17 protein-coding genes and 2 tRNA genes are annotated in these 16982 nt (G+C 57.5%); 15 read left to right on the plus strand and 4 right to left on the minus strand.

The annotated features are described in order from the left end of the window. The first annotated feature begins 94 nt into the window (after positions 1-94). The 7 genes from FGU71_RS07875 (at position 95) to FGU71_RS07905 (ending at position 4680) form a co-directional block, all read left to right on the plus strand. Positions 95-1294, plus strand: coding sequence for an LL-diaminopimelate aminotransferase (locus tag FGU71_RS07875; protein WP_142788059.1), 1200 nt, complete (start codon positions 95-97; stop codon positions 1292-1294). A gap of 148 nt (positions 1295-1442) precedes the next feature. Further along, the gene (locus FGU71_RS07880) at positions 1443-2024 is read left to right on the plus strand and encodes a hypothetical protein (RefSeq protein ID WP_234035688.1); all 582 of its coding nucleotides are present in this window, start codon (positions 1443-1445) and stop codon (positions 2022-2024) included. A 23-nt stretch (positions 2025-2047) separates the two neighbouring features. Further along, positions 2048-2398 (plus strand): hypothetical protein, encoded by a 351-nt coding sequence (locus FGU71_RS07885; RefSeq protein ID WP_234035689.1) that lies wholly within the window; start codon positions 2048-2050, stop codon positions 2396-2398. Between the two features lie 14 nt (positions 2399-2412). Beyond that, the gene (locus FGU71_RS07890; protein ID WP_142788060.1) at positions 2413-2937 is read left to right on the plus strand and encodes a hypothetical protein; all 525 of its coding nucleotides are present in this window, start codon (positions 2413-2415) and stop codon (positions 2935-2937) included. Next, positions 2934-3356, plus strand: coding sequence for a JAB domain-containing protein (locus FGU71_RS07895; protein WP_142788061.1), 423 nt, complete (start codon positions 2934-2936; stop codon positions 3354-3356). The genes FGU71_RS07890 and FGU71_RS07895 overlap by 4 nt, the downstream gene beginning before the upstream one ends. Continuing rightward, positions 3353-3748 (plus strand): winged helix-turn-helix domain-containing protein, encoded by a 396-nt coding sequence (locus FGU71_RS07900; RefSeq protein ID WP_142788062.1) that lies wholly within the window; start codon positions 3353-3355, stop codon positions 3746-3748. The genes FGU71_RS07895 and FGU71_RS07900 overlap by 4 nt, the downstream gene beginning before the upstream one ends. Before the next feature lie 113 nt (positions 3749-3861). After that, positions 3862-4680 carry a crotonase/enoyl-CoA hydratase family protein gene (locus tag FGU71_RS07905; protein ID WP_142788063.1) on the plus strand — a complete coding sequence of 273 codons (819 nt, stop codon included), beginning with the start codon at positions 3862-3864 and terminating at the stop codon, positions 4678-4680. An 8-nt stretch (positions 4681-4688) separates the two neighbouring features. Here FGU71_RS07905 and FGU71_RS07910 read toward each other — a convergent pair whose 3' ends face one another. Next, a complete protein-coding gene (locus FGU71_RS07910) occupies positions 4689-5603 on the minus strand; it encodes an acyl-CoA thioesterase (RefSeq protein WP_325053170.1) in 915 nt (304 codons plus the stop codon). A gap of 56 nt (positions 5604-5659) precedes the next feature. Between FGU71_RS07910 and FGU71_RS07915 the strand changes: the two genes are divergently transcribed. Further along, a tRNA-Cys gene (locus tag FGU71_RS07915) sits at positions 5660-5733 on the plus strand. Between the two features lie 48 nt (positions 5734-5781). Next, a tRNA-Thr gene (locus FGU71_RS07920) sits at positions 5782-5857 on the plus strand. Between the two features lie 99 nt (positions 5858-5956). On the opposite strand, the gene FGU71_RS07925 is transcribed toward FGU71_RS07920, so the two are convergent. Genes FGU71_RS07925 through FGU71_RS07935 form a run of 3 tightly spaced genes read right to left on the minus strand, consistent with a single transcriptional unit; the run spans position 5957 to position 11510 of the window. Then, complete coding sequence (locus tag FGU71_RS07925) at positions 5957-7312, minus strand: efflux transporter outer membrane subunit (protein ID WP_142788064.1); 1356 nt, start codon at positions 7310-7312, stop codon at positions 5957-5959. Between the two features lie 32 nt (positions 7313-7344). Continuing rightward, complete coding sequence (locus tag FGU71_RS07930; RefSeq protein ID WP_142788065.1) at positions 7345-10458, minus strand: efflux RND transporter permease subunit; 3114 nt, start codon at positions 10456-10458, stop codon at positions 7345-7347. Then, positions 10455-11510 (minus strand): efflux RND transporter periplasmic adaptor subunit, encoded by a 1056-nt coding sequence (locus FGU71_RS07935; protein WP_142788066.1) that lies wholly within the window; start codon positions 11508-11510, stop codon positions 10455-10457. The genes FGU71_RS07930 and FGU71_RS07935 overlap by 4 nt, the downstream gene beginning before the upstream one ends. Before the next feature lie 184 nt (positions 11511-11694). Between FGU71_RS07935 and FGU71_RS07940 the strand changes: the two genes are divergently transcribed. The 6 genes from FGU71_RS07940 to FGU71_RS07965 are packed head-to-tail and all read left to right on the plus strand — an operon-like array spanning position 11695 to position 16953. Beyond that, positions 11695-12639: an MBL fold metallo-hydrolase gene (locus tag FGU71_RS07940; protein ID WP_234035690.1), complete on the plus strand. Its 945-nt coding sequence runs from the start codon at positions 11695-11697 to the stop codon at positions 12637-12639. After that, positions 12636-13085: a YeeE/YedE family protein gene (locus tag FGU71_RS07945; RefSeq protein ID WP_142788067.1), complete on the plus strand. Its 450-nt coding sequence runs from the start codon at positions 12636-12638 to the stop codon at positions 13083-13085. The genes FGU71_RS07940 and FGU71_RS07945 overlap by 4 nt, the downstream gene beginning before the upstream one ends. After that, entirely contained in the window at positions 13082-13501 is a 420-nt protein-coding gene (locus FGU71_RS07950) for a DUF6691 family protein (RefSeq protein WP_234035691.1), read from the plus strand. Before FGU71_RS07945 ends, FGU71_RS07950 begins: the two co-directional genes overlap by 4 nt. Beyond that, positions 13501-13911: a TIGR01244 family sulfur transferase gene (locus FGU71_RS07955; RefSeq protein WP_142788069.1), complete on the plus strand. Its 411-nt coding sequence runs from the start codon at positions 13501-13503 to the stop codon at positions 13909-13911. The genes FGU71_RS07950 and FGU71_RS07955 overlap by 1 nt, the downstream gene beginning before the upstream one ends. 35 nt (positions 13912-13946) lie before the next feature. Continuing rightward, the gene (locus FGU71_RS07960; protein ID WP_142788070.1) at positions 13947-15170 is read left to right on the plus strand and encodes an NAD(P)/FAD-dependent oxidoreductase; all 1224 of its coding nucleotides are present in this window, start codon (positions 13947-13949) and stop codon (positions 15168-15170) included. Positions 15171-15189: 19 nt separating this feature from the next. Then, entirely contained in the window at positions 15190-16953 is a 1764-nt protein-coding gene (locus tag FGU71_RS07965) for a SulP family inorganic anion transporter (protein ID WP_185960237.1), read from the plus strand. The last annotated feature ends 29 nt before the right edge of the window (positions 16954-16982 follow it).

Raw genomic sequence — 16982 nt, forward strand, 5'->3', positions numbered from 1 at the left:
AGCGAAAACGCCTTCACACATCGACCGTTAATGGCTTAAATACAAAATTACGTCCGCAGCCAGTTTGATTGCGCGGACGAGGGTAGGATGCGCAATGGACGAACAATTTTATCGCATGAAGCGGTTGCCGCCGTATGTAATCGCGGAAGTTAACGCGATGCGTCATGCCGCGCGTCAGAGCGGGCAGGACATCATCGACCTTGGGATGGGCAATCCAGATCAACCGCCGCCGCAGCATGTGATTGACAAGCTGTGCGAGGTCGCCGCTAAACCTGATGCACACGGATATTCGCAATCGAAAGGCATACCCGGGCTGCGCCGTGCGCAAGCCAGTTATTACGAACGGCGCTTTGGCGTTGATCTCGATCCTGAAAACGAAGTCGTTGTGACGATGGGATCGAAAGAAGGGCTGGCCAGTCTTGCCAATGCAATTACCGCGCCGGGCGATGTCGTGCTGGCGCCCAACCCGTCTTATCCGATTCACACATTCGGGTTTATAATTGCCGGGGCCACCATTCGTTCTGTCCCGACGACCCCGGACGAAGAATATTGGCGCGCCCTCGAAAGCGCGATGAATTTTACTGTGCCGCGGCCCAGCGTCCTTGTGGTGAGTTATCCCTCCAACCCAACGGCTGAAACGGTCGATCTGGCGTTCTATGAACGGCTGGTCGCATGGGCGCGCGAAAATCAGGTCTGGGTCCTCTCTGACCTTGCATATTCGGAACTGTATTTTGATGGGGTGCCAACCCCCTCGATCATGCAGGTAGAGGGCGCAAAAGATGTCGCGGTAGAGTTTACCAGCATGAGCAAAACCTATTCGATGGCCGGATGGCGGATGGGTTTCGCCGTTGGCAACAAACAGCTTATTGCGGCTCTCACACGGGTGAAATCCTATCTCGATTACGGTGCATTCACTCCGATTCAGGCTGCGGCCTGTGCCGCTTTGAACGGTCCGCAAGACATCATCGCTAGCAATCGCGCGCTTTATCAAAAGCGCCGCGATGTCATGGTTGAGGCATTCGGAAGAGCCGGGTGGAATATCCCCGCGCCTGCAGCATCCATGTTTGCCTGGGCGCCGCTTCCGCCGGAGCTGGTGGAGATGGGTAGCCTCGAATTTTCCAAACAGTTGCTGACCGAGGCTCAAGTCGCTGTCGCACCGGGTGTGGGATATGGAGAGAAGGGCGAAGGTTTTGTCAGAATTGCCATGGTAGAAAATGAGCAACGACTGAGGCAGGCTGCGCGCAATGTTAAGCGTTACCTATCGTCATTGGGAATAAAGGCTCCGCAAACTTAGCCTATGGATTCAACGGCTAAGCAACTTCTTTAAAAAGGAGGGAGCAAAGTTGTGTAATATGCATTAACTTATAGCACAGGCTTTTTATTTGATGGAGGATCGGATGCCGCCCGAAGCGGCGCGGCCGTTGACCGAAAGGCAGCGGGCCGTGATCAAACGAATTGACCGGCGAATGCCCATAAAGGTGATCGCTCAGGAACTCGGCGTATCCGAGACCCGGATTAACCAGCATATCCGGGCCTTGAAAGATATCTACAGTGCAGGCAGCCTTGGTGATCTTGTTGAAATCTATAGGGCTTCGACAAAGGCAGAACGGGAAGAGGCGGGCTCTTCCCCCTCTGATCGCCCCCCCTCTAAACAGGATGCGGACAGCGACCCTTCAGCCAGCGAGCAAAAGGACTTCACGGAATCTGTATATAGTAAAAATCAGGTCCCTGACTTAGGCAAAATCGGCGATACGGATTTCCGGGTCGACCGGGGAGAGCTCGTGATGAGCGACGTTCTCCCGCTGATCGAGCAGGCGCCTTGGCTGCGTTCTGGCGAACCAAAGGTCGTCCCCGGGGTGCTCGACGGCGAACATGCCGTTCTGTTTCGCCTCGCTGCTATTATCAGCATCGCATTCGGCGTTCTTGCCGCGGTGGTGCTGTCCGTTACGGCAGCGGTCGCATTGAGCGAGGCAATGGACGGCACAGCGCGCGTCCCCGTGGATGAAGTTAAACCCTCCGCCTGAGCATGGGGGGCAGGAGATTCCCGATGACCGATCGCGTACTTAATGATGCCCAAAACCTCAAAAAACTGATCCGCGAAGCAGAAGCGCTTGCAGATGAATCCATGATCGCCTTTGCGCGCCTGAAACAGGCGATGCTGGCCGCCCGCCAGAATCCGGGCGTTGAAGTGGACACCGGACAGCGCGCTTTGATGCGCCTCAATCAGGCAGAAGGCCAGGCAATGGCAATGTCCACAAGCCTGCTGCGTGTTCACGATGAGCTGAGCAAGGTTGCTCGTGAGAAGATGGGCGGCGACGAAAAGATTCCAACGGAGTTCGGCCCAGAAGCCCTTGCTTCTCTAGATGATGAGCAATTTTCAGTAACCGAACCAACTTAATAAGATCGGCAGCGATGTTCGAAACAGTATTAGAATATCGCGTCGAATTTCAGCGTCTTGCCAGCATCTTATTGATGCTGGCAGCACTGAAATGGGGGAGCGCCCCGGAAAGAGCGGTAACGTTGGTTTTTGCGGTTTTGTTCACTTTACCGCTTTCGGCGTTCGAATTTTGGGCCGAAGGACCCCTGATATTTAGCGGTAGCGGTTCGATTTACATAGCCCTCGATTTAGTCGCTTTGGCCCTGTTTCTTGCGATAGCGCTAAATGCCAACCGAACTTACACTTTATGGATCGCAGGTTTCCAGATCGTGCCGCTTGCATCCCACTTGGTGAGAGGCGTCGTCGATGCGGTGTCACCGCTAGCCTACGCTGTTCTTGCGATCGGTCCGTCGTATTTTCAGTTGATCCTGATGGGTGGAGGTCTCTTGTTTCATATCCGCCGAAAGAAACGATATGGCGAGTATCGCGCTTGGCGTGTGCAATCATTTGCTCCTTTTAATTCAAAGACTAAGCCTGCAGGCCTCAGGAGCCAGTTATGAGTGCTGTTTTGGACCGGCCGAACAATCCGACTTCTGATTTGCGCAACCAGAACAGCGCTTCGATGATCGATTACCTTCGCCGTATGATCCTGACCGAGCCGGTTGAACGAGAGCGTTTTCACGCGATCTTTCTAGATGGGGCGCGGACCTATCTCAGCGATACACAACTGGGCGCTGGCGGCAGCGCGTTTTTATCGGTCAGAATGCGCGATCTGTTCGGGCTTGCTCTTGGTCTGGGAGCGCAAGGGTTGATCGTTGCCCATAATCACCCATCCGGAGATTGCCGGCCCAGTCGGCTGGATATCGAAGCGACCAAGCGGATGAATGAAATTGCCACCGCTCTTGATATCGAATTGATTGATCATCTCATCATCACTGATCGTGCGCTGTATTCGATGCGCGCAGGGGGGCATATGTGAACTCCAATGCAGCGTATACGATCTTTCCAGACGGTGACACGCTTATCCCTCGGTTTCGCGTAGCGGGCGACGTTACCCTCGATCTTATTCATCGTGACGGGCGGGTTGAGGCCAAGTGGATCGGCTTTCATCCGCGCGAGTTTGAATTGCTGTGGCGGTTGGCAGAAACACCGGGCCGGCCCATGACAAAAAAGCAGTTGCTGGCTGACGTCTGGAGGCTCGATTTTGAACCGGAAAGCAATAGCGTTGCTGTCCATGTGGCTCGGGTCAGGGCGAAGCTTTCTACCTACGGGCTTGATGCGATATTGGTCACCCATCCAGAAGGCGGCTATTTCCTCGATGTCCCGCCAGAGCCAAGCGCGTTTTCGTTTGGAGCGCCCAAGAGCACTTAAACATGGCTGATAAGGGCGCGTGGTTCGTCTGATCGTGATATAGGCTGGACCAGTTCAAAGCGCGGCGATAGTTTCATGGAAACAATCTGCAACACTCAATCGAGGTACCCCCTATGTCTCATGCTCCCACACTGGCCGCCAATGATCGTGTCTCGATTGATCTGGCCGAAAACGGCGTCGCGCAGGTTCGCCTGACGCGCGGTGACAAGATGAATGCCCTCGATCCGGAAATGTTTGAACGGATTATCGAGGCCGGCTCGGCTCTTCACAGCATGAAAGGCCTGCGTGCGGTGGTTCTGTCGGGCGAGGGGAAGGCGTTCTGCGCTGGTCTCGACACCGCGAGCTTTGCCCGCACGCCAAGCCCGGACGAACCCGATCTGACTGAGCGTACCTATGGCAATTCCAACAAGTTTCAGCAGGTCGCGATGCAATGGCGCAAACTGCCGGTACCGGTCATCGCGTCAATGCACGGCGTGTGTTTCGGAGGCGGATTGCAGATTGCCAGCGGCGCCGACATTCGGATCGCGCACCCTGAAACACGTATGGCCATCATGGAACTGAAATGGGGCCTCGTGCCGGACATGGGCGGTTATGCCCTGTGGCGCGGTCTCGTTCGCGATGATGTCCTGCGTGAGCTTATTTATACAAACCGCGAATTCAGCGGCGAAGAAGCACAGAGCCTTGGTCTGGCGACCTACACCGATACCGATCCGCTCGCGCGGGCAACAGCGATCGCCAGCGAGATTGCCAACCGCAATCCGCACGCAATCCGCGCGGCCAAACGCTTGCAGGCCAGCATGTTGGAACGGGGCACCGATGCCATCCTGTTAGAAGAAAGCATCGAGCAGCATGCGATCATGCGCACAAAAAATCAGGTCGAAGCGGTCATGGCCGGAATGGCCAAGCGCGCGCCGTCATTCGAGGACGTGTAACGCGCCGCTCAACCGAATATGGCGACGCATTGAATGCCGTCGAGCACCTGTTTCCCGTTGGCATCCCACATTCTTAGCCGTTCAGATGAATAGCCAGCATCGGCGTGCTGGCTGGCATTTTCGGCAAGATACCAACCGCCCTCGGATTGCGTATTCGGGTCGAGTACATTGAACGACCAATTGATTGAGCTGATCGGGCCCACGCGCGGCATGATCCGCATTGCGCCCGGCGGCATGACATCGCCCATCAGGACAAGCTTGCTTACCGGATCAAGCTCGTGTTCCTCGATTAATCGCGCCCAGCGACGAACGGTCGCACCGTGATCGTCGCCTTTGGTCTGGCCATAGCGAAGTTCGAAATTGTTCTGGATGAATGCCGGACCTTGCCCCTTCATCGCAGCGGGATTGTCTGCAGGCGCTCCCGGCCACGCAACCGGCGCATCGGCAGATCGCATAGCATTGGGTTCACGCTCTGCCGCGAACAGCCAGAATGCAGTCAACGCGAGCTTTCCCTCTGAATGGATTTCGGTCCTCACCTGGGTGACATTGCGGCCCTGCCGTAAAATCTCGGCGCTCAATTCGATATCTTTTCCAACTGGCGCCACAAAACCGATCTGCGCAGCGCGAAGCGGGGGCAAATCCGGGAATGCCCGCTGTGCAATGGTGAAGGCAACCAATGCCGAAGCGCCGCCGTAAAGCGTGCGTCCTTGCATCCATTCATTCGCGTGGGTCAGGTGAGCGGTACCGGATTGGCCGGTGACAGGTTCTAGAAGGCTGGCAATAGTCATGCCGCTGTAGTTGCCCATATACGCGCATGGGTCCAGATTGACGTTGCGGAATGTCGACCATCCGCCGCGGGGCGGCTGACGAAATATTTGCAGACTGACACTCAATTGCGAATGCCGCATTGCCTTTACTGACACGAATCGCTAGTGCGCGGCCTTCGTTTGTCCCTTCATGCAAAAGGGGTAGGCGGCTCGGCCCGATGGCGGAGTGGTTACGCAGAGGACTGCAAATCCTTGCACGCCGGTTCGATTCCGGCTCGGGCCTCCACCTTTTTGAAACCGCGCATGGTCATGCACCACAGGCCCTGCGCCCGGCGCCGCTTTAGCTCAGGTGGTAGAGCACATCATTCGTAATGATGGGGTCAGAGGTTCGAGTCCTCTAAGCGGCACCACCCACTCTCGGCAGCATTTCCTGCGGCATTAAGCGGAACGGTTGTTCGGCTGGTCATGCCAGCGGGCATCGGCGTTGGGCATCTTGGCTGTGGCTAGGCCTATAGCTCGGCCTCCTGTGGCTCGGCCCGAGGGGGCACGTCGCTACCGACTGCTGAATACAGCTGGACATAGGACTGGGAGAGGTCGGCCTCTCCATCAATCAACGCTTCGCGGCTGGAGATCAGCTGGCGTTGCACATCGAGCACATCGAAAAGCGAGGCGAGCCCTTCGCGGTAGAGCGCATTGGACTGATTGAATGCCGCCTCGCTTTCGGCGACTGCCTTTTCAAGCTCTTCCTTGCGTTCGCGGGCCGATGCGATTGCTGCAATCGCGCTTTCGACCTCTGCCAGTGTTTCCAGCAGGCTTTGACGATAATCGGCTACTTCTGCCTGCAAATCGGCTTTGGCGGCGTCCACCTCGGCTTTTCGTCGCCCGCCATCGAAAACCGGGATGTCGAGCGCAGTGGCCAAACTTGCGAGTGCCCGAGCGAACAGGCCTTCCACGCTGCCATCACCCAGAAGCAAACCGCCGGATAGGGCAAACGCGGGCAACAGGTCTGCGCGCTCAATCCCGACATTGGCCGCCGCCGCCGCCACATCCGCTTCCGCCAGCAGCAAATCGGGCCGCCTGCGAAGGAGGTCCGCCGGAATACCGATGGCGGGACCTTCCCGGTAGTCCGGGATTGAGACCGAATTGCCGGTTGGAGGGACCGCAGAGGGCGGGTCCCCGACAAGCACAGACAGCGCATTTGCCGCGCGGGCTCTGGCGAGTTGCAGAGGGCCGCGCTGCGCTCGTGTGCGGGCCACATCGGCTGCTGCGCGCCGCACATCCAGATTGGATGACAAGCCCGCTTCAAAGCGCAGATTCACGATCCGCAATGTTTGTTGCTGAAGATCGGTCGATTGATCGAGCAGTTCGAGACGCGCGCCAGAGCGCTTCAATTCGATATGCTGGCTCGTCACCGCTGCAGCGATCAGGCGGCGCTGATCGGCCAGAAAATAGGCTGCACCGTCAGCATTCGCCAGCGCGCGCGCCGTTTCGGCTGATAGTCGCCCGTTAAAATCAATGGTCCAGCTTCCAAAGAGCCCCGCGCGCGATCCGCTGAAAGTGTTTCCGCCATCATCCAGAGCGCCATCGGCGGAAAACTGGCCATCTACAGAAGGAAGTAGATCGGATTGTTCGGCGCGAATGATCGCTTTGGCTGCGAGGAGACGCTGGCGTGATGCCTCAAGCGACTGATTTCGCTTAAGCGCTTTCTCAACCAGCGCATCGAGTTGCTCATCCTCGAACCCGCGCCACCACACGTCATCAAGCCCGGCAGGCGGACGCGTGTCGGCATAGTATTCAGAGGGCAGGGCGATGCCGCTGGCCGGTTGAACGTCAGGGATCGACGGGCCGGCGCATCCGCTTGCCATTGCTGCGATGACTAACGGGAGAAATATCCGGGTCATGCCGGAGCCGTGACCGTTTTCGCGGAGTGCTGTTCATCCTCGTCAAGCTCGCGTTCCAAACGAGCCAGATCGACGCTCCGCAGTTTTCCGAATGGAGCGATCAAAGCGTAGAGGGCGGGCACGAGGAAAAGCGTAAACAGCGCCGCAATTGCCAGCCCGCCGAAAATCACCCACCCGATGGCTTCGCGTGCCTCTGCCCCTGCGCCGCTGGCCAGCACAAGCGGCACGGCACCCAGAACTGTCGAGATCAAGGTCATGGCAATCGGGCGCAGCCGGATACTGGCCGCGTCGGCAATCGCCGTTGGCACATCGGCACCCTCGTTGCGGCGCTGATCGGCAAATTCCACCATCAGAATGCCGTTCTTCGCCATGAGGCCGATCAACATCACCAACCCGATCTGCGAATAGATATTCAGCGAAGTACCGGAAAGGAACATTGCATAAATCGCGGCAGCCAGAGCAAAGGGGATCGATGCAAGGATCACAAAGGGGCTAGACAGGCTTTCAAACTGGGCAACCAAAACCAGAAACACGATCAGAAGCGCAAAGGCATAGGTGAGCAGCAATTCGTTCGAGCTTTCCTCAAGCTGCTCCGCCTCTCCTCTTAGAATAATGTCGATATCCTCAGCGACCGAAGCGTCGGTCAGGCGCTCCATTTCCGCCACCGCATCAGCCAGGGCAATACCGGGCGCGATCACGGCCTCCACTTCGATTGCCCGGCGCTGCTCTGTCCGGTCGAGTTCGGCAGCAATACCTTGCTCGGTAAACTGGGTCAGGGACGAGACGGGCACGAGAGCGCCAGTGCCGCTGCGCACGTAAAGATTGCCGAGGTCGCTTGGGCGGGTAATCACGGCCGCTTCGGAGGTGAGGAAAATCGGTATCGCCTGATCCGCGACATTCAAATCGACCACTTCTGTACCATCGACCATTGTGCGCAGGGTCAGCGCCAGATCATCAAGGTCCACCCCCAGATCGGACGCGCGGGCGCGGTCAATTCCGATTGAAAGTTGCGGCTGCGTGGGTTGATACGAGATTTCGGGGTCTGAGAGGATAGTCGAATCCGTTTCAATCGCATCGGCCAAAGCGCGCGCAGAACGATAGATCCCTTCGTAATCGTCACCGGTAAGGGCAACTTCAAGGCCGCCTCCGCCGCCTCTGCCACCGCTTAAAGTGCCGCGTCCCCGCGCCGAAGCACGCGACCCCGGTATCGCATCCAGCGGATCGCCAAGCGAGCGGACAATCTCCGTTTGGCTGCGATCGCGCTCGCCCCAATCCGAAAGATTGGCTGTTACCTGTATCCGGTTTGGGTCGTATCGTCCGACGATTGACAGAGTATTTTCAACCTCGCCGCTTTCAAGCAGCGGCTCGATCACCTGTTCAATCTCGTCCATTTCCTTGTCCATAAATGCAAGGCCGACACCGTCAGGCCCGCTGGCCCAGACGTAGAAAGTTGACCGGTCTTCGTCCGGGACCAGTTCCTGTTCGATTTGCGAGTACATGATGCCCGCGCCAACGACCACAATCAGCGATAGACCGACCGTGCGCCATGGGTGAACAATGCATCCGGCGACTGCGGATTGATACCGCGCGGCTGCTTTTTGCGCCCATGCAAGGAGGCGCGGATGCGGCTCTGCATTGTCTCCGCCAAGATCGATCTTGGCTGCCAGCGCAGGCACCAGCGAGACCGCCACGAATGTCGAAAGAATGACAGCCACCGCCAGAACGAACCCGAATTCGCGGAACAGTCGCCCCGTTTCCGAGGGCAGGAAGCTGATCGGAATGAATACGGACACCAACACCGCCGTTGTTGCGATGACAGCAAAGTACACCTGCCGCGTGCCAAGCACCGCAGCGGCTTTTTTGCCCAAGCCATCTTCTTTCTGCAGGCGCTGTGCGTTTTCCAGAACCACGATGGAATCATCCACGATCAAACCTGTCGCCAGAACCAGTGCGAGCAGCGTCAGAAGGTTGATCGAAAATCCGAGCAGCCAGATACCGGCGATCACGCCGATCAATGCGATGGGGATCGACGCGCTTGGAATAAGCGTGGGTTTGAGATGGCCAAAGAACAGGAATATCACGATCATGACCACCGCGACTGTCAGCACGAGTGTTATCAGGACGCCTTGAACCGATACCTGAATGAAGGCCGCATCATCCGATATCACGCGCAAGTCGATATCATCGAACCGGGAATCAATCCGTTCCACTGTGCTTCGGGTCGCGTTGGAAATTGCAATCGTGTTCGAGTTGGCCTGGCGGATTACTCCCAGTCCGATGACCGGTTCTCCGTCCAGCCTGACATAGCTGGTCGCGTCGGCTGGTGCGAAATACGCCTCTGCCACGTCGCCGATGCGCACTTCGTTTTGTACGATTACATCCGCAATCAGGGCCGGATCGGCCGCGTTGGCTTCTGCCCGAACCACCAATTCCTGCGCGTCTGAGCGGAACGAACCAACCGGTGTGTCAAACGGCGCCTGCTCCAACGCAGCGGCCACATCGGTCATCGTCAGGCCATACCGTGCAAGACGGGCCGGATCGACCACGACACGCATTTGGCGCTCGCGCGTGCCGAATGTGTCGATACTGGCCACGCCATCGGCCGCTAGCAATTCCGGAATGATATCGTTCTCGACGATCCGGGTCAGCTCGACCACGTCATACCGGTCGCTCAACACTGCGAGCGTCATGATCGATTCCGCATCCGCATCGGCTTTTACGACGCGGACCTGTTCTACGCGGTCTGGCAATTCGCGCGTTACGCGGCTTACGGCTTCGCGAATATCGGACGCGGCCGCATCAAGATCCGTGCCCGGATTGAATTCAACCCGAATTCGTGTCCCGTTTTCCTCACTTGATGACCGGATTTGACGTACGCCGTTGACGCGCGCGGCCGCATTTTCAAGCACCGACGTGACTTCTGCGTCCATTGTCTCGGGCGCGGCGCCGGGCAAGGTGGCGCTTACGGTGACGACCGGGCGATCGACGTTCGGCAATTCGCGCACTTCTGTGCCCAGCAGGGCTGCAACCCCCGCAATCACGATCAACAGGTTCAAGACCATAATCATGAGCGGTCGCTTTACGGCGAGCAGGGGGAGGTCGGTTTTCATTGCGCCGGTTCGGTTTCGACCTGGGCGGCGGGCCGTTCCATCGGCTTGACCAGTTCGACCGCCTGACCTTCGCGGACTTTCTGGACCCCTTCCACGATGATCAATGTGCCTTTTTCAACCTGTGCATCAAGCAAGGCCAACCCATCGCGGCGTGAGGCAATCGTTACCGGAACGCGCTGCGCTTTGCCGTCACGAACTGCGAAGATCGATGATCCATCCCCGCTCCAGACGACCGATGCTTCGGGCACTGCAGCGCGCAGCTGTCCCGAACCGACAAAGCGGACACTGAAACTCATTCCCGGTCGAAAGCTGTCATCCTGATTGCTGATTAAAGAACGCACCGTGTAGCTTCGCTGCTCTTGCTCGATAGTGCTGTCGACTGCTTCGACTTTGGCGGCAATGGTTCGGTCCGGTTTAGAGAAGGGGACAACTTCAACAGTCCCGCCGGGCTTTAATCGTTGGAACACCGATTCCGGCGCGTTGAAATCCACAAATAATCTGCTGCGCTGGTCGAGCTGCGCGATCAGGGTGGTCGGTGTCACCCGGTCACCGACGTCGATCTCGGACAGGCTGATATGCCCTGAAAAGGGCGCGCGGATCGTGCGTTCTGCCAGCGCGTCCTGCGCCAGATCACGTTGGATTTGAGCAGCGGCAAGGGCCGTTTCACCCTCTTCAATCTGGCTTTCCGATAGTGCGCCTGTATCTTCGATCCGCCGATAGCGGGACAGCAATTGTTCGGCTTCCTTCACGCGGACCTGCGCAAGGCGCAGCGCAAGGCGCTCTGAACGGGAATCCAGCTCGATCAGCGATTGTCCTGATTGAACGAAACTTCCCGCAGAAAAGCGTACTTTGCGCACTTGTCCGGAAACTTCGGGATATAGTTCGGCCGATCGTGTCGCGCGCGCGGTGCCGATTGCCTCGATCACTTCTTCTTCTGCGAGGAGCTCGACTGGCTCGGCCACGACCGTGACCGAACGTTCCTCGCGGTCTGCGCTTTCGCCTGCACATGCAGAGAGCAGCAACAGTGCCGCAAAGGATAATGGTACGCGCATACGTTTCGCTGTCTCTGAAGTTAAAGAGCTTAGTTGAGTAATCTCTGGTGACCTGAGGAGTTCCAAAACGCATTTGCGAGCGCTCGCCTTTACAGCGCGCTTCGATCATTTTTTGAGGCCGCCGCGAGGCTGGTGAAACTTGACAATTGAAGCTCCAAACAGATACACACTTTATGTAAGTTTGATGGAGTTTAAGATGATTCGCGCCGAAGATGCCTTGGCGGCAGCAGCCGATCAAATCACCCGTGCTCAACAGAACAAGGGTCTGCGTCCGACGATTGCGGGCTTTTTTGACGAGTCGACCAATACGGTAACCTACGTGGTTAGCGATCCGACCTCGAAAGAGGCCGCGATTATCGACTCGGTTCTGGATTTTGAAGCCGCGTCTGGCCGCACATCATACGGTTCGGCTGATCGCGTGATCGAATACATCAATTCGAATAATTTGAAAGTGATGTGGCATATAGAGACTCATGCCCATGCTGATCATATCTCGGCTGCGCCCTATCTTCAGGAAAAGCTGGGCGGCAAGCTGGCAATCGGTCGCGAGATCATTCGGGTGCAGGACGTATTCGGAAAGCTGTTCAATGCTGGCACCGATTTTGAGCGGGACGGATCGCAGTTTGATCATCTGTTTGTAGACGGCGAAACATTCAAGATTGGCGAGCTGGAAGGTATTGCCCTTCATGTTCCCGGTCACACGCCGGCTGACATGGCCTTTATTATCGGCGATGCCGCGTTTGTCGGCGACACGATTTTCATGCCGGATTTTGGCACCGCCAGAGCGGATTTTCCCGGCGGCGACGCGCGGCAATTGTTCCAGTCTATCCGGCGCCTGCTTTCCCTGCCGGACGCAACCCGTCTGTTCCTGTGCCATGATTACAAGGCGCCGGGGCGCGATGAGTTTGCGTGGGAAACCACGGTCAAGCAGCAGCGTGAGGACAATGTGCACGTAAAAGACGGTGTGACCGAAGATGAGTTCGTTGAAATGCGGAACAGCCGCGATGCAACTCTCGCAATGCCAGCGCTGATCATGCCATCGGTGCAGGTCAATATCCGCGGCGGCCGCCTGCCGGAACCCGAAGATAACGGCGTAAGTTACATCAAAATCCCGGTGAACGCGGTATGAGCTTGCCCGGATTTCCTGATGCGACCCCTCTCGCAGGGCTGGGCGGCGGCGTGCTGATCGGTGTCGCTGCCGCGCTTATGCTGCTGGGTGCGGGCCGCATCGCCGGTGTCTCCGGAATCGCCGCGCGTGCGACCGGGATGAGCGATAGCAGCCTGCCCAGAATTTCAGCCTGGCTGTTCCTTTTGGGGCTGCCGGCTGGCGCGCTCATCGTCACTGCGGTGATGGGACAATTTGAACCCAGCTTTGCCAGCCCTGTCGTGCTTGTGATTGCGGGGCTGTTGGTGGGTGCAGGGACGCGCCTCGGCAGCGGCTGTACCAGTGGCCATGGCGTTTGCGGGATGAGCCGCCTTTCGCCGCGCTCTCTGGTTGCAACGGCCACCTTTATGGCATCCGGCATTGCGACAGTTGCGATTATGAATGCCTTTGGATGGGAGGTGTTGTCATGATTTCTCGCCAACTTCCGATTCTTGTTTCGGGTGTCCTGTTTGGTGCCGGTTTGACTTTGGGCGGCATGACCGACCCGGCGCGCGTTCGCGGATTTCTTGATCTGTTTGGCGATTGGGACCCGACCTTGGCGTTTGTCATGGGCGGGGCGGTGATCGTCATGGCAATTGCCTGGTGGTTGCAGCCAAAACTGGCGCGGCCGCTCTTCGCTGATGCGTTTGCTCTGCCTTCGCGCAGAGATTTGACGCCGAAACTGATCGGTGGCTCGGCGTTGTTCGGTATCGGTTGGGGTGTTGCGGGCCTGTGCCCCGGACCGGGTGTTGCCGCATTGGTGATCGAGCCGGTTTCTGCCGCGATTTTCGTCACCGCGATGCTTGCCGGGATGTTTCTCGTGCGTCTGACAGAAAGCGACACCTGATGGATATTCGCAGCGTAAATGCCGGGCTTTCTGTAGCGCCTCAAATTCAACCCGATGAAATGGCAAGCGTGGCCGAGCGCGGATTTGTAGCCATCATCTGCAACCGGCCCGATGGTGAGGAAGCCGGGCAGCCGCGCATCGACGAGATGCGCGACGCTGCACAGGCTGCGGGGTTGGCATTTCATCACATTCCTGTTGCAGGCGGTGCATTTCCGGACTCTGCAATATCAGCTTTTCGTGCGGTCAGACGCGGGACGCAAGGACCCGTTCTGGCCTATTGCCGCACTGGTACACGCTCCATCACACTGGAAACATTAGCCAATCCAGATGGCATCGATCCATCCGAACGGATCAAGCAAGCGGCGGCTGCGGGCTATGATCTGACCGCGATTAGCGAAGCGTTACACTGAGGGCGGGCTCTGTTTAACGAATTGGGAGAATTCCGATGTCCGCTTCACACACAATTGTCGTCATTGGCGGCGGCTCGGCAGGAATTGCTGCGGCGTCATCCTTGCTCAAGCGCAAGCCCGGCCTTGATATAGCCATCGTCGAGCCCGGCGATACGCATGCTTATCAACCCGGCTGGACGATGGTGGGCGCAGGCGTCGTTGATGCCGATGTCACTCGCCGGCCCATGTCGAGCGTCATGCCAAAAGGTGTTACGTGGCTGAAGGTGGCGGCGAAATCGTTTCAGCCAGAGAGCAATCAAGTCACCCTCGAAGATGGTTCGACGGTTAAATATGAAGCGCTTGTCGTTGCACCGGGCATCCGTTTGGCCTGGGAGCAGATCGAGGGGCTTGAAGCAACGCTGGGAAAGAACGGGGTCACGTCCAATTACCGCTATGATCTGGCTTCTTACACGTGGGAACTGGTTCAGGGCCTGAAACAGGGCCACGCCATTTTCACTCAACCACCGATGCCCATCAAATGCGCAGGCGCCCCGCAAAAGTCGATGTATCTGTCCTGCGATTACTGGATGCGCAGCGGTGTTCTGGATCAGATCGAAGTAGAATTCGACAATGCCGGCGGAGTGTTATTCGGCGTTGCTGATTATGTTCCGGCATTGATGGGCTATGTCGAAAAATACGATGTGGACCTCAGATTTGGCCGGACACTCAAAGCCGTTGATGGGGCCGCGAAACAGGCTGTATTCGGAACAGAACATGGCGATGAAACGCGCGATTTTGACATGCTGCATGTTGTGCCGCCGCAAGTCGCCCCGCAATTTCTTGCCGACAGTCCGCTAGCAGCCGAAAGCGGTTTTACCGATGTCGATCAGCATACATTGCAGCATGTCCGGTATCCCAATGTATTCGGGCTCGGTGATGGAGGCTCCACACCCAATGCCAAGACAATGGCAGCGGCGCGCAAGCAAGCGCCGGTTGTTGCGGTCAATGTCTTGCAGCAGCTTGGCGGAAAAGGGCCGCGGGCCGGGTATGACGGATATGGATCCTGCCCTTTGACGGTCGAGCGCGGGAAAATTGTCCTTGCCGAATTTGGTTATGGCGGGAAACTGATGCCGAGTTTTCCAAGCTGGCTGATCGACGGGACCAAGCCTGCCCGCCTGTCATGGATGCTTAAAGCCGATGCTTTGCCCTGGATCTATTGGAACGGTATGCTGAAAGGGCGCGAATGGCTGGCCGGCCCCGGCGGGCTGATTGCGCAATAGACGCGGCTTATCAGGATACATGACTATGCTGGCACGATATCTGCCGATCTTCGAATGGGGTCGGACCTATGATCGAAAGGTCCTCTCGAATGACCTGATGGCGGCTGTCATTGTCACAATCATGCTCATCCCGCAGAGTTTGGCCTATGCGCTGCTTGCCGGCTTGCCCCCGGTTGTTGGCCTGTATGCTTCGATCCTGCCTCTTGTGCTCTATGCGATTTTTGGCACCAGCCGGACGCTTGCTGTCGGGCCGGTGGCGGTTATATCGTTAATGACAGCATCGGCGGCGGGTGCTGTCGCCGATCAGGGAACGGCGCAATATCTCGAAGCCGCCGTAACGCTGGCGATGTTATCGGGTGTCATGCTGGTGATACTGGGCCTGCTACGGGCCGGTTTCCTCGCAAACCTGCTGTCTCATCCTGTCATTAGCGGGTTTATCACCGCCTCCGGGATCCTGATCGCGACAAGCCAATTGAAACATATCCTCGGCGTGAGCGCGGGCGGTGACAACTGGCCCGAAATGCTGGGCGCTTTGGCCGGTGTGATCACCCAAACAAACGTCTGGACCTTTGGGATCGGGATCTCTGCAACGCTCTTTCTGTTTTGGGTGCGCAAGGGAGCGAAGCCTGCGTTGCAAGCGATCGGGTTGCCTGAACGCGCCGCCGAAATGACTGCGAAAGCCGGTCCTGTGGCCGCTGTTGCTTTGACGATTTTGGCGGTTCTGGCGTTCGATTTGGATCAGCGCGGTGTCAATCTGGTCGGCGCAATTCCGCAGGGCTTACCGCCATTTGCTGTCCCTTCGACGGATATCGCTCTGATCGAGAAGCTCTGGGTGCCCGCGCTTCTGATCTCGATCATCGGATTTGTTGAAAGTGTTTCGGTTGCACAGACGCTGGCGGCCAAACGCCGTCAAAGGATCGCACCGGATCAGGAGTTGGTCGGGCTTGGCGCAGCAAACATCGCCAGCGCATTTTCCGGCGGGTATCCCGTAACCGGCGGCTTTGCCCGCTCTGCGGTGAACTTTGATGCGGGCGCACAGACACCGGCGGCGGGTGCCTTCACCGCTGTCGGCATCGCTTTGGCGACTCTGTTTCTGACGCCGCTGTTGTTCTCGCTTCCGATTGCAACTCTTGCAGCGACCATCATTGTTGCCGTCTTGAGCCTGGTTGATCTGAAGACGCCCATCAGATTGTGGCGCTATTCCAAGGCTGATTTCGCAGCCCATATCGCCACGACAGCTGTCACATTGATCGCCGGTGTCGAGCTTGGAGTGATCGCAGGCGTCGCGGTGGGCCTGTTGCTGTATCTTTGGCGTGCCAGTCGGCCGCACGCCGCAATTGTCGGGCGCGTCCCTGAAACCGAACATTTCCGCAATGTTGAACGCCACGAAGTCTTCACGCTTCCGCATGTTCTTTCGATCCGTATTGATGAAGCGCTCACATACCTCAATGCCCGCTGGCTTGAGGAATATGTCCTTGAACAAGTCGCCGACCGGCCTCCTGTGCGCCATGTTATCTTGATGTGCAGCGCGGTGAATGAAGTGGACGCTTCGGGTTTGGAAAGTCTGGAGGCAATCAACCACAGGCTCGGTGATGGCGGGATCGGATTGCATTTGTCCGAGGTGAAGGGCCCTGTCATGGACCGCATAAAGCGCACGCATTTCCTTGAAGAACTCAACGGCAAAGTCTTTCTTTCTCAGGACCGGGCCTTTGCAGAAGTGGCCAAGGACACCGGCGAACCGCCTGAACCGGTCGATCATTACATGGCGCGCGGCCTGATCTGATCTCTGGCAAAGCGGGTCAGATCAGGCCT

Origin of the sequence: Erythrobacter insulae (genome assembly GCF_007004095.1) — a bacterium.
Classification (GTDB): domain Bacteria; phylum Pseudomonadota; class Alphaproteobacteria; order Sphingomonadales; family Sphingomonadaceae; genus Erythrobacter; species Erythrobacter insulae.

What these genes read in the sequence shown, in the direction of transcription:
- FGU71_RS07875 (WP_142788059.1), top strand. Translation starts at nt 95, where the DNA reads ATGGACGAACAATTTTATCGCATGAAGCGGTTGCCGCCGTATGTAATC.
- FGU71_RS07885 (WP_234035689.1), top strand. Translation starts at nt 2,048, where the DNA reads ATGACCGATCGCGTACTTAATGATGCCCAAAACCTCAAAAAACTGATC.
- FGU71_RS07890 (WP_142788060.1), top strand. Translation starts at nt 2,413, where the DNA reads ATGTTCGAAACAGTATTAGAATATCGCGTCGAATTTCAGCGTCTTGCC.
- FGU71_RS07895 (WP_142788061.1), top strand. Translation starts at nt 2,934, where the DNA reads ATGAGTGCTGTTTTGGACCGGCCGAACAATCCGACTTCTGATTTGCGC.
- FGU71_RS07905 (WP_142788063.1), top strand. Translation starts at nt 3,862, where the DNA reads ATGTCTCATGCTCCCACACTGGCCGCCAATGATCGTGTCTCGATTGAT.
- FGU71_RS07925 (WP_142788064.1), bottom strand. Translation starts at nt 7,312, where the DNA reads ATGGCAAGCGGATGCGCCGGCCCGTCGATCCCTGACGTTCAACCGGCC.
- FGU71_RS07930 (WP_142788065.1), bottom strand. Translation starts at nt 10,458, where the DNA reads ATGAAAACCGACCTCCCCCTGCTCGCCGTAAAGCGACCGCTCATGATT.
- FGU71_RS07935 (WP_142788066.1), bottom strand. Translation starts at nt 11,510, where the DNA reads ATGCGCGTACCATTATCCTTTGCGGCACTGTTGCTGCTCTCTGCATGT.
- FGU71_RS07940 (WP_234035690.1), top strand. Translation starts at nt 11,695, where the DNA reads ATGGAGTTTAAGATGATTCGCGCCGAAGATGCCTTGGCGGCAGCAGCC.
- FGU71_RS07945 (WP_142788067.1), top strand. Translation starts at nt 12,636, where the DNA reads ATGAGCTTGCCCGGATTTCCTGATGCGACCCCTCTCGCAGGGCTGGGC.
- FGU71_RS07950 (WP_234035691.1), top strand. Translation starts at nt 13,082, where the DNA reads ATGATTTCTCGCCAACTTCCGATTCTTGTTTCGGGTGTCCTGTTTGGT.
- FGU71_RS07955 (WP_142788069.1), top strand. Translation starts at nt 13,501, where the DNA reads ATGGATATTCGCAGCGTAAATGCCGGGCTTTCTGTAGCGCCTCAAATT.
- FGU71_RS07960 (WP_142788070.1), top strand. Translation starts at nt 13,947, where the DNA reads ATGTCCGCTTCACACACAATTGTCGTCATTGGCGGCGGCTCGGCAGGA.
- FGU71_RS07965 (WP_185960237.1), top strand. Translation starts at nt 15,190, where the DNA reads ATGACTATGCTGGCACGATATCTGCCGATCTTCGAATGGGGTCGGACC.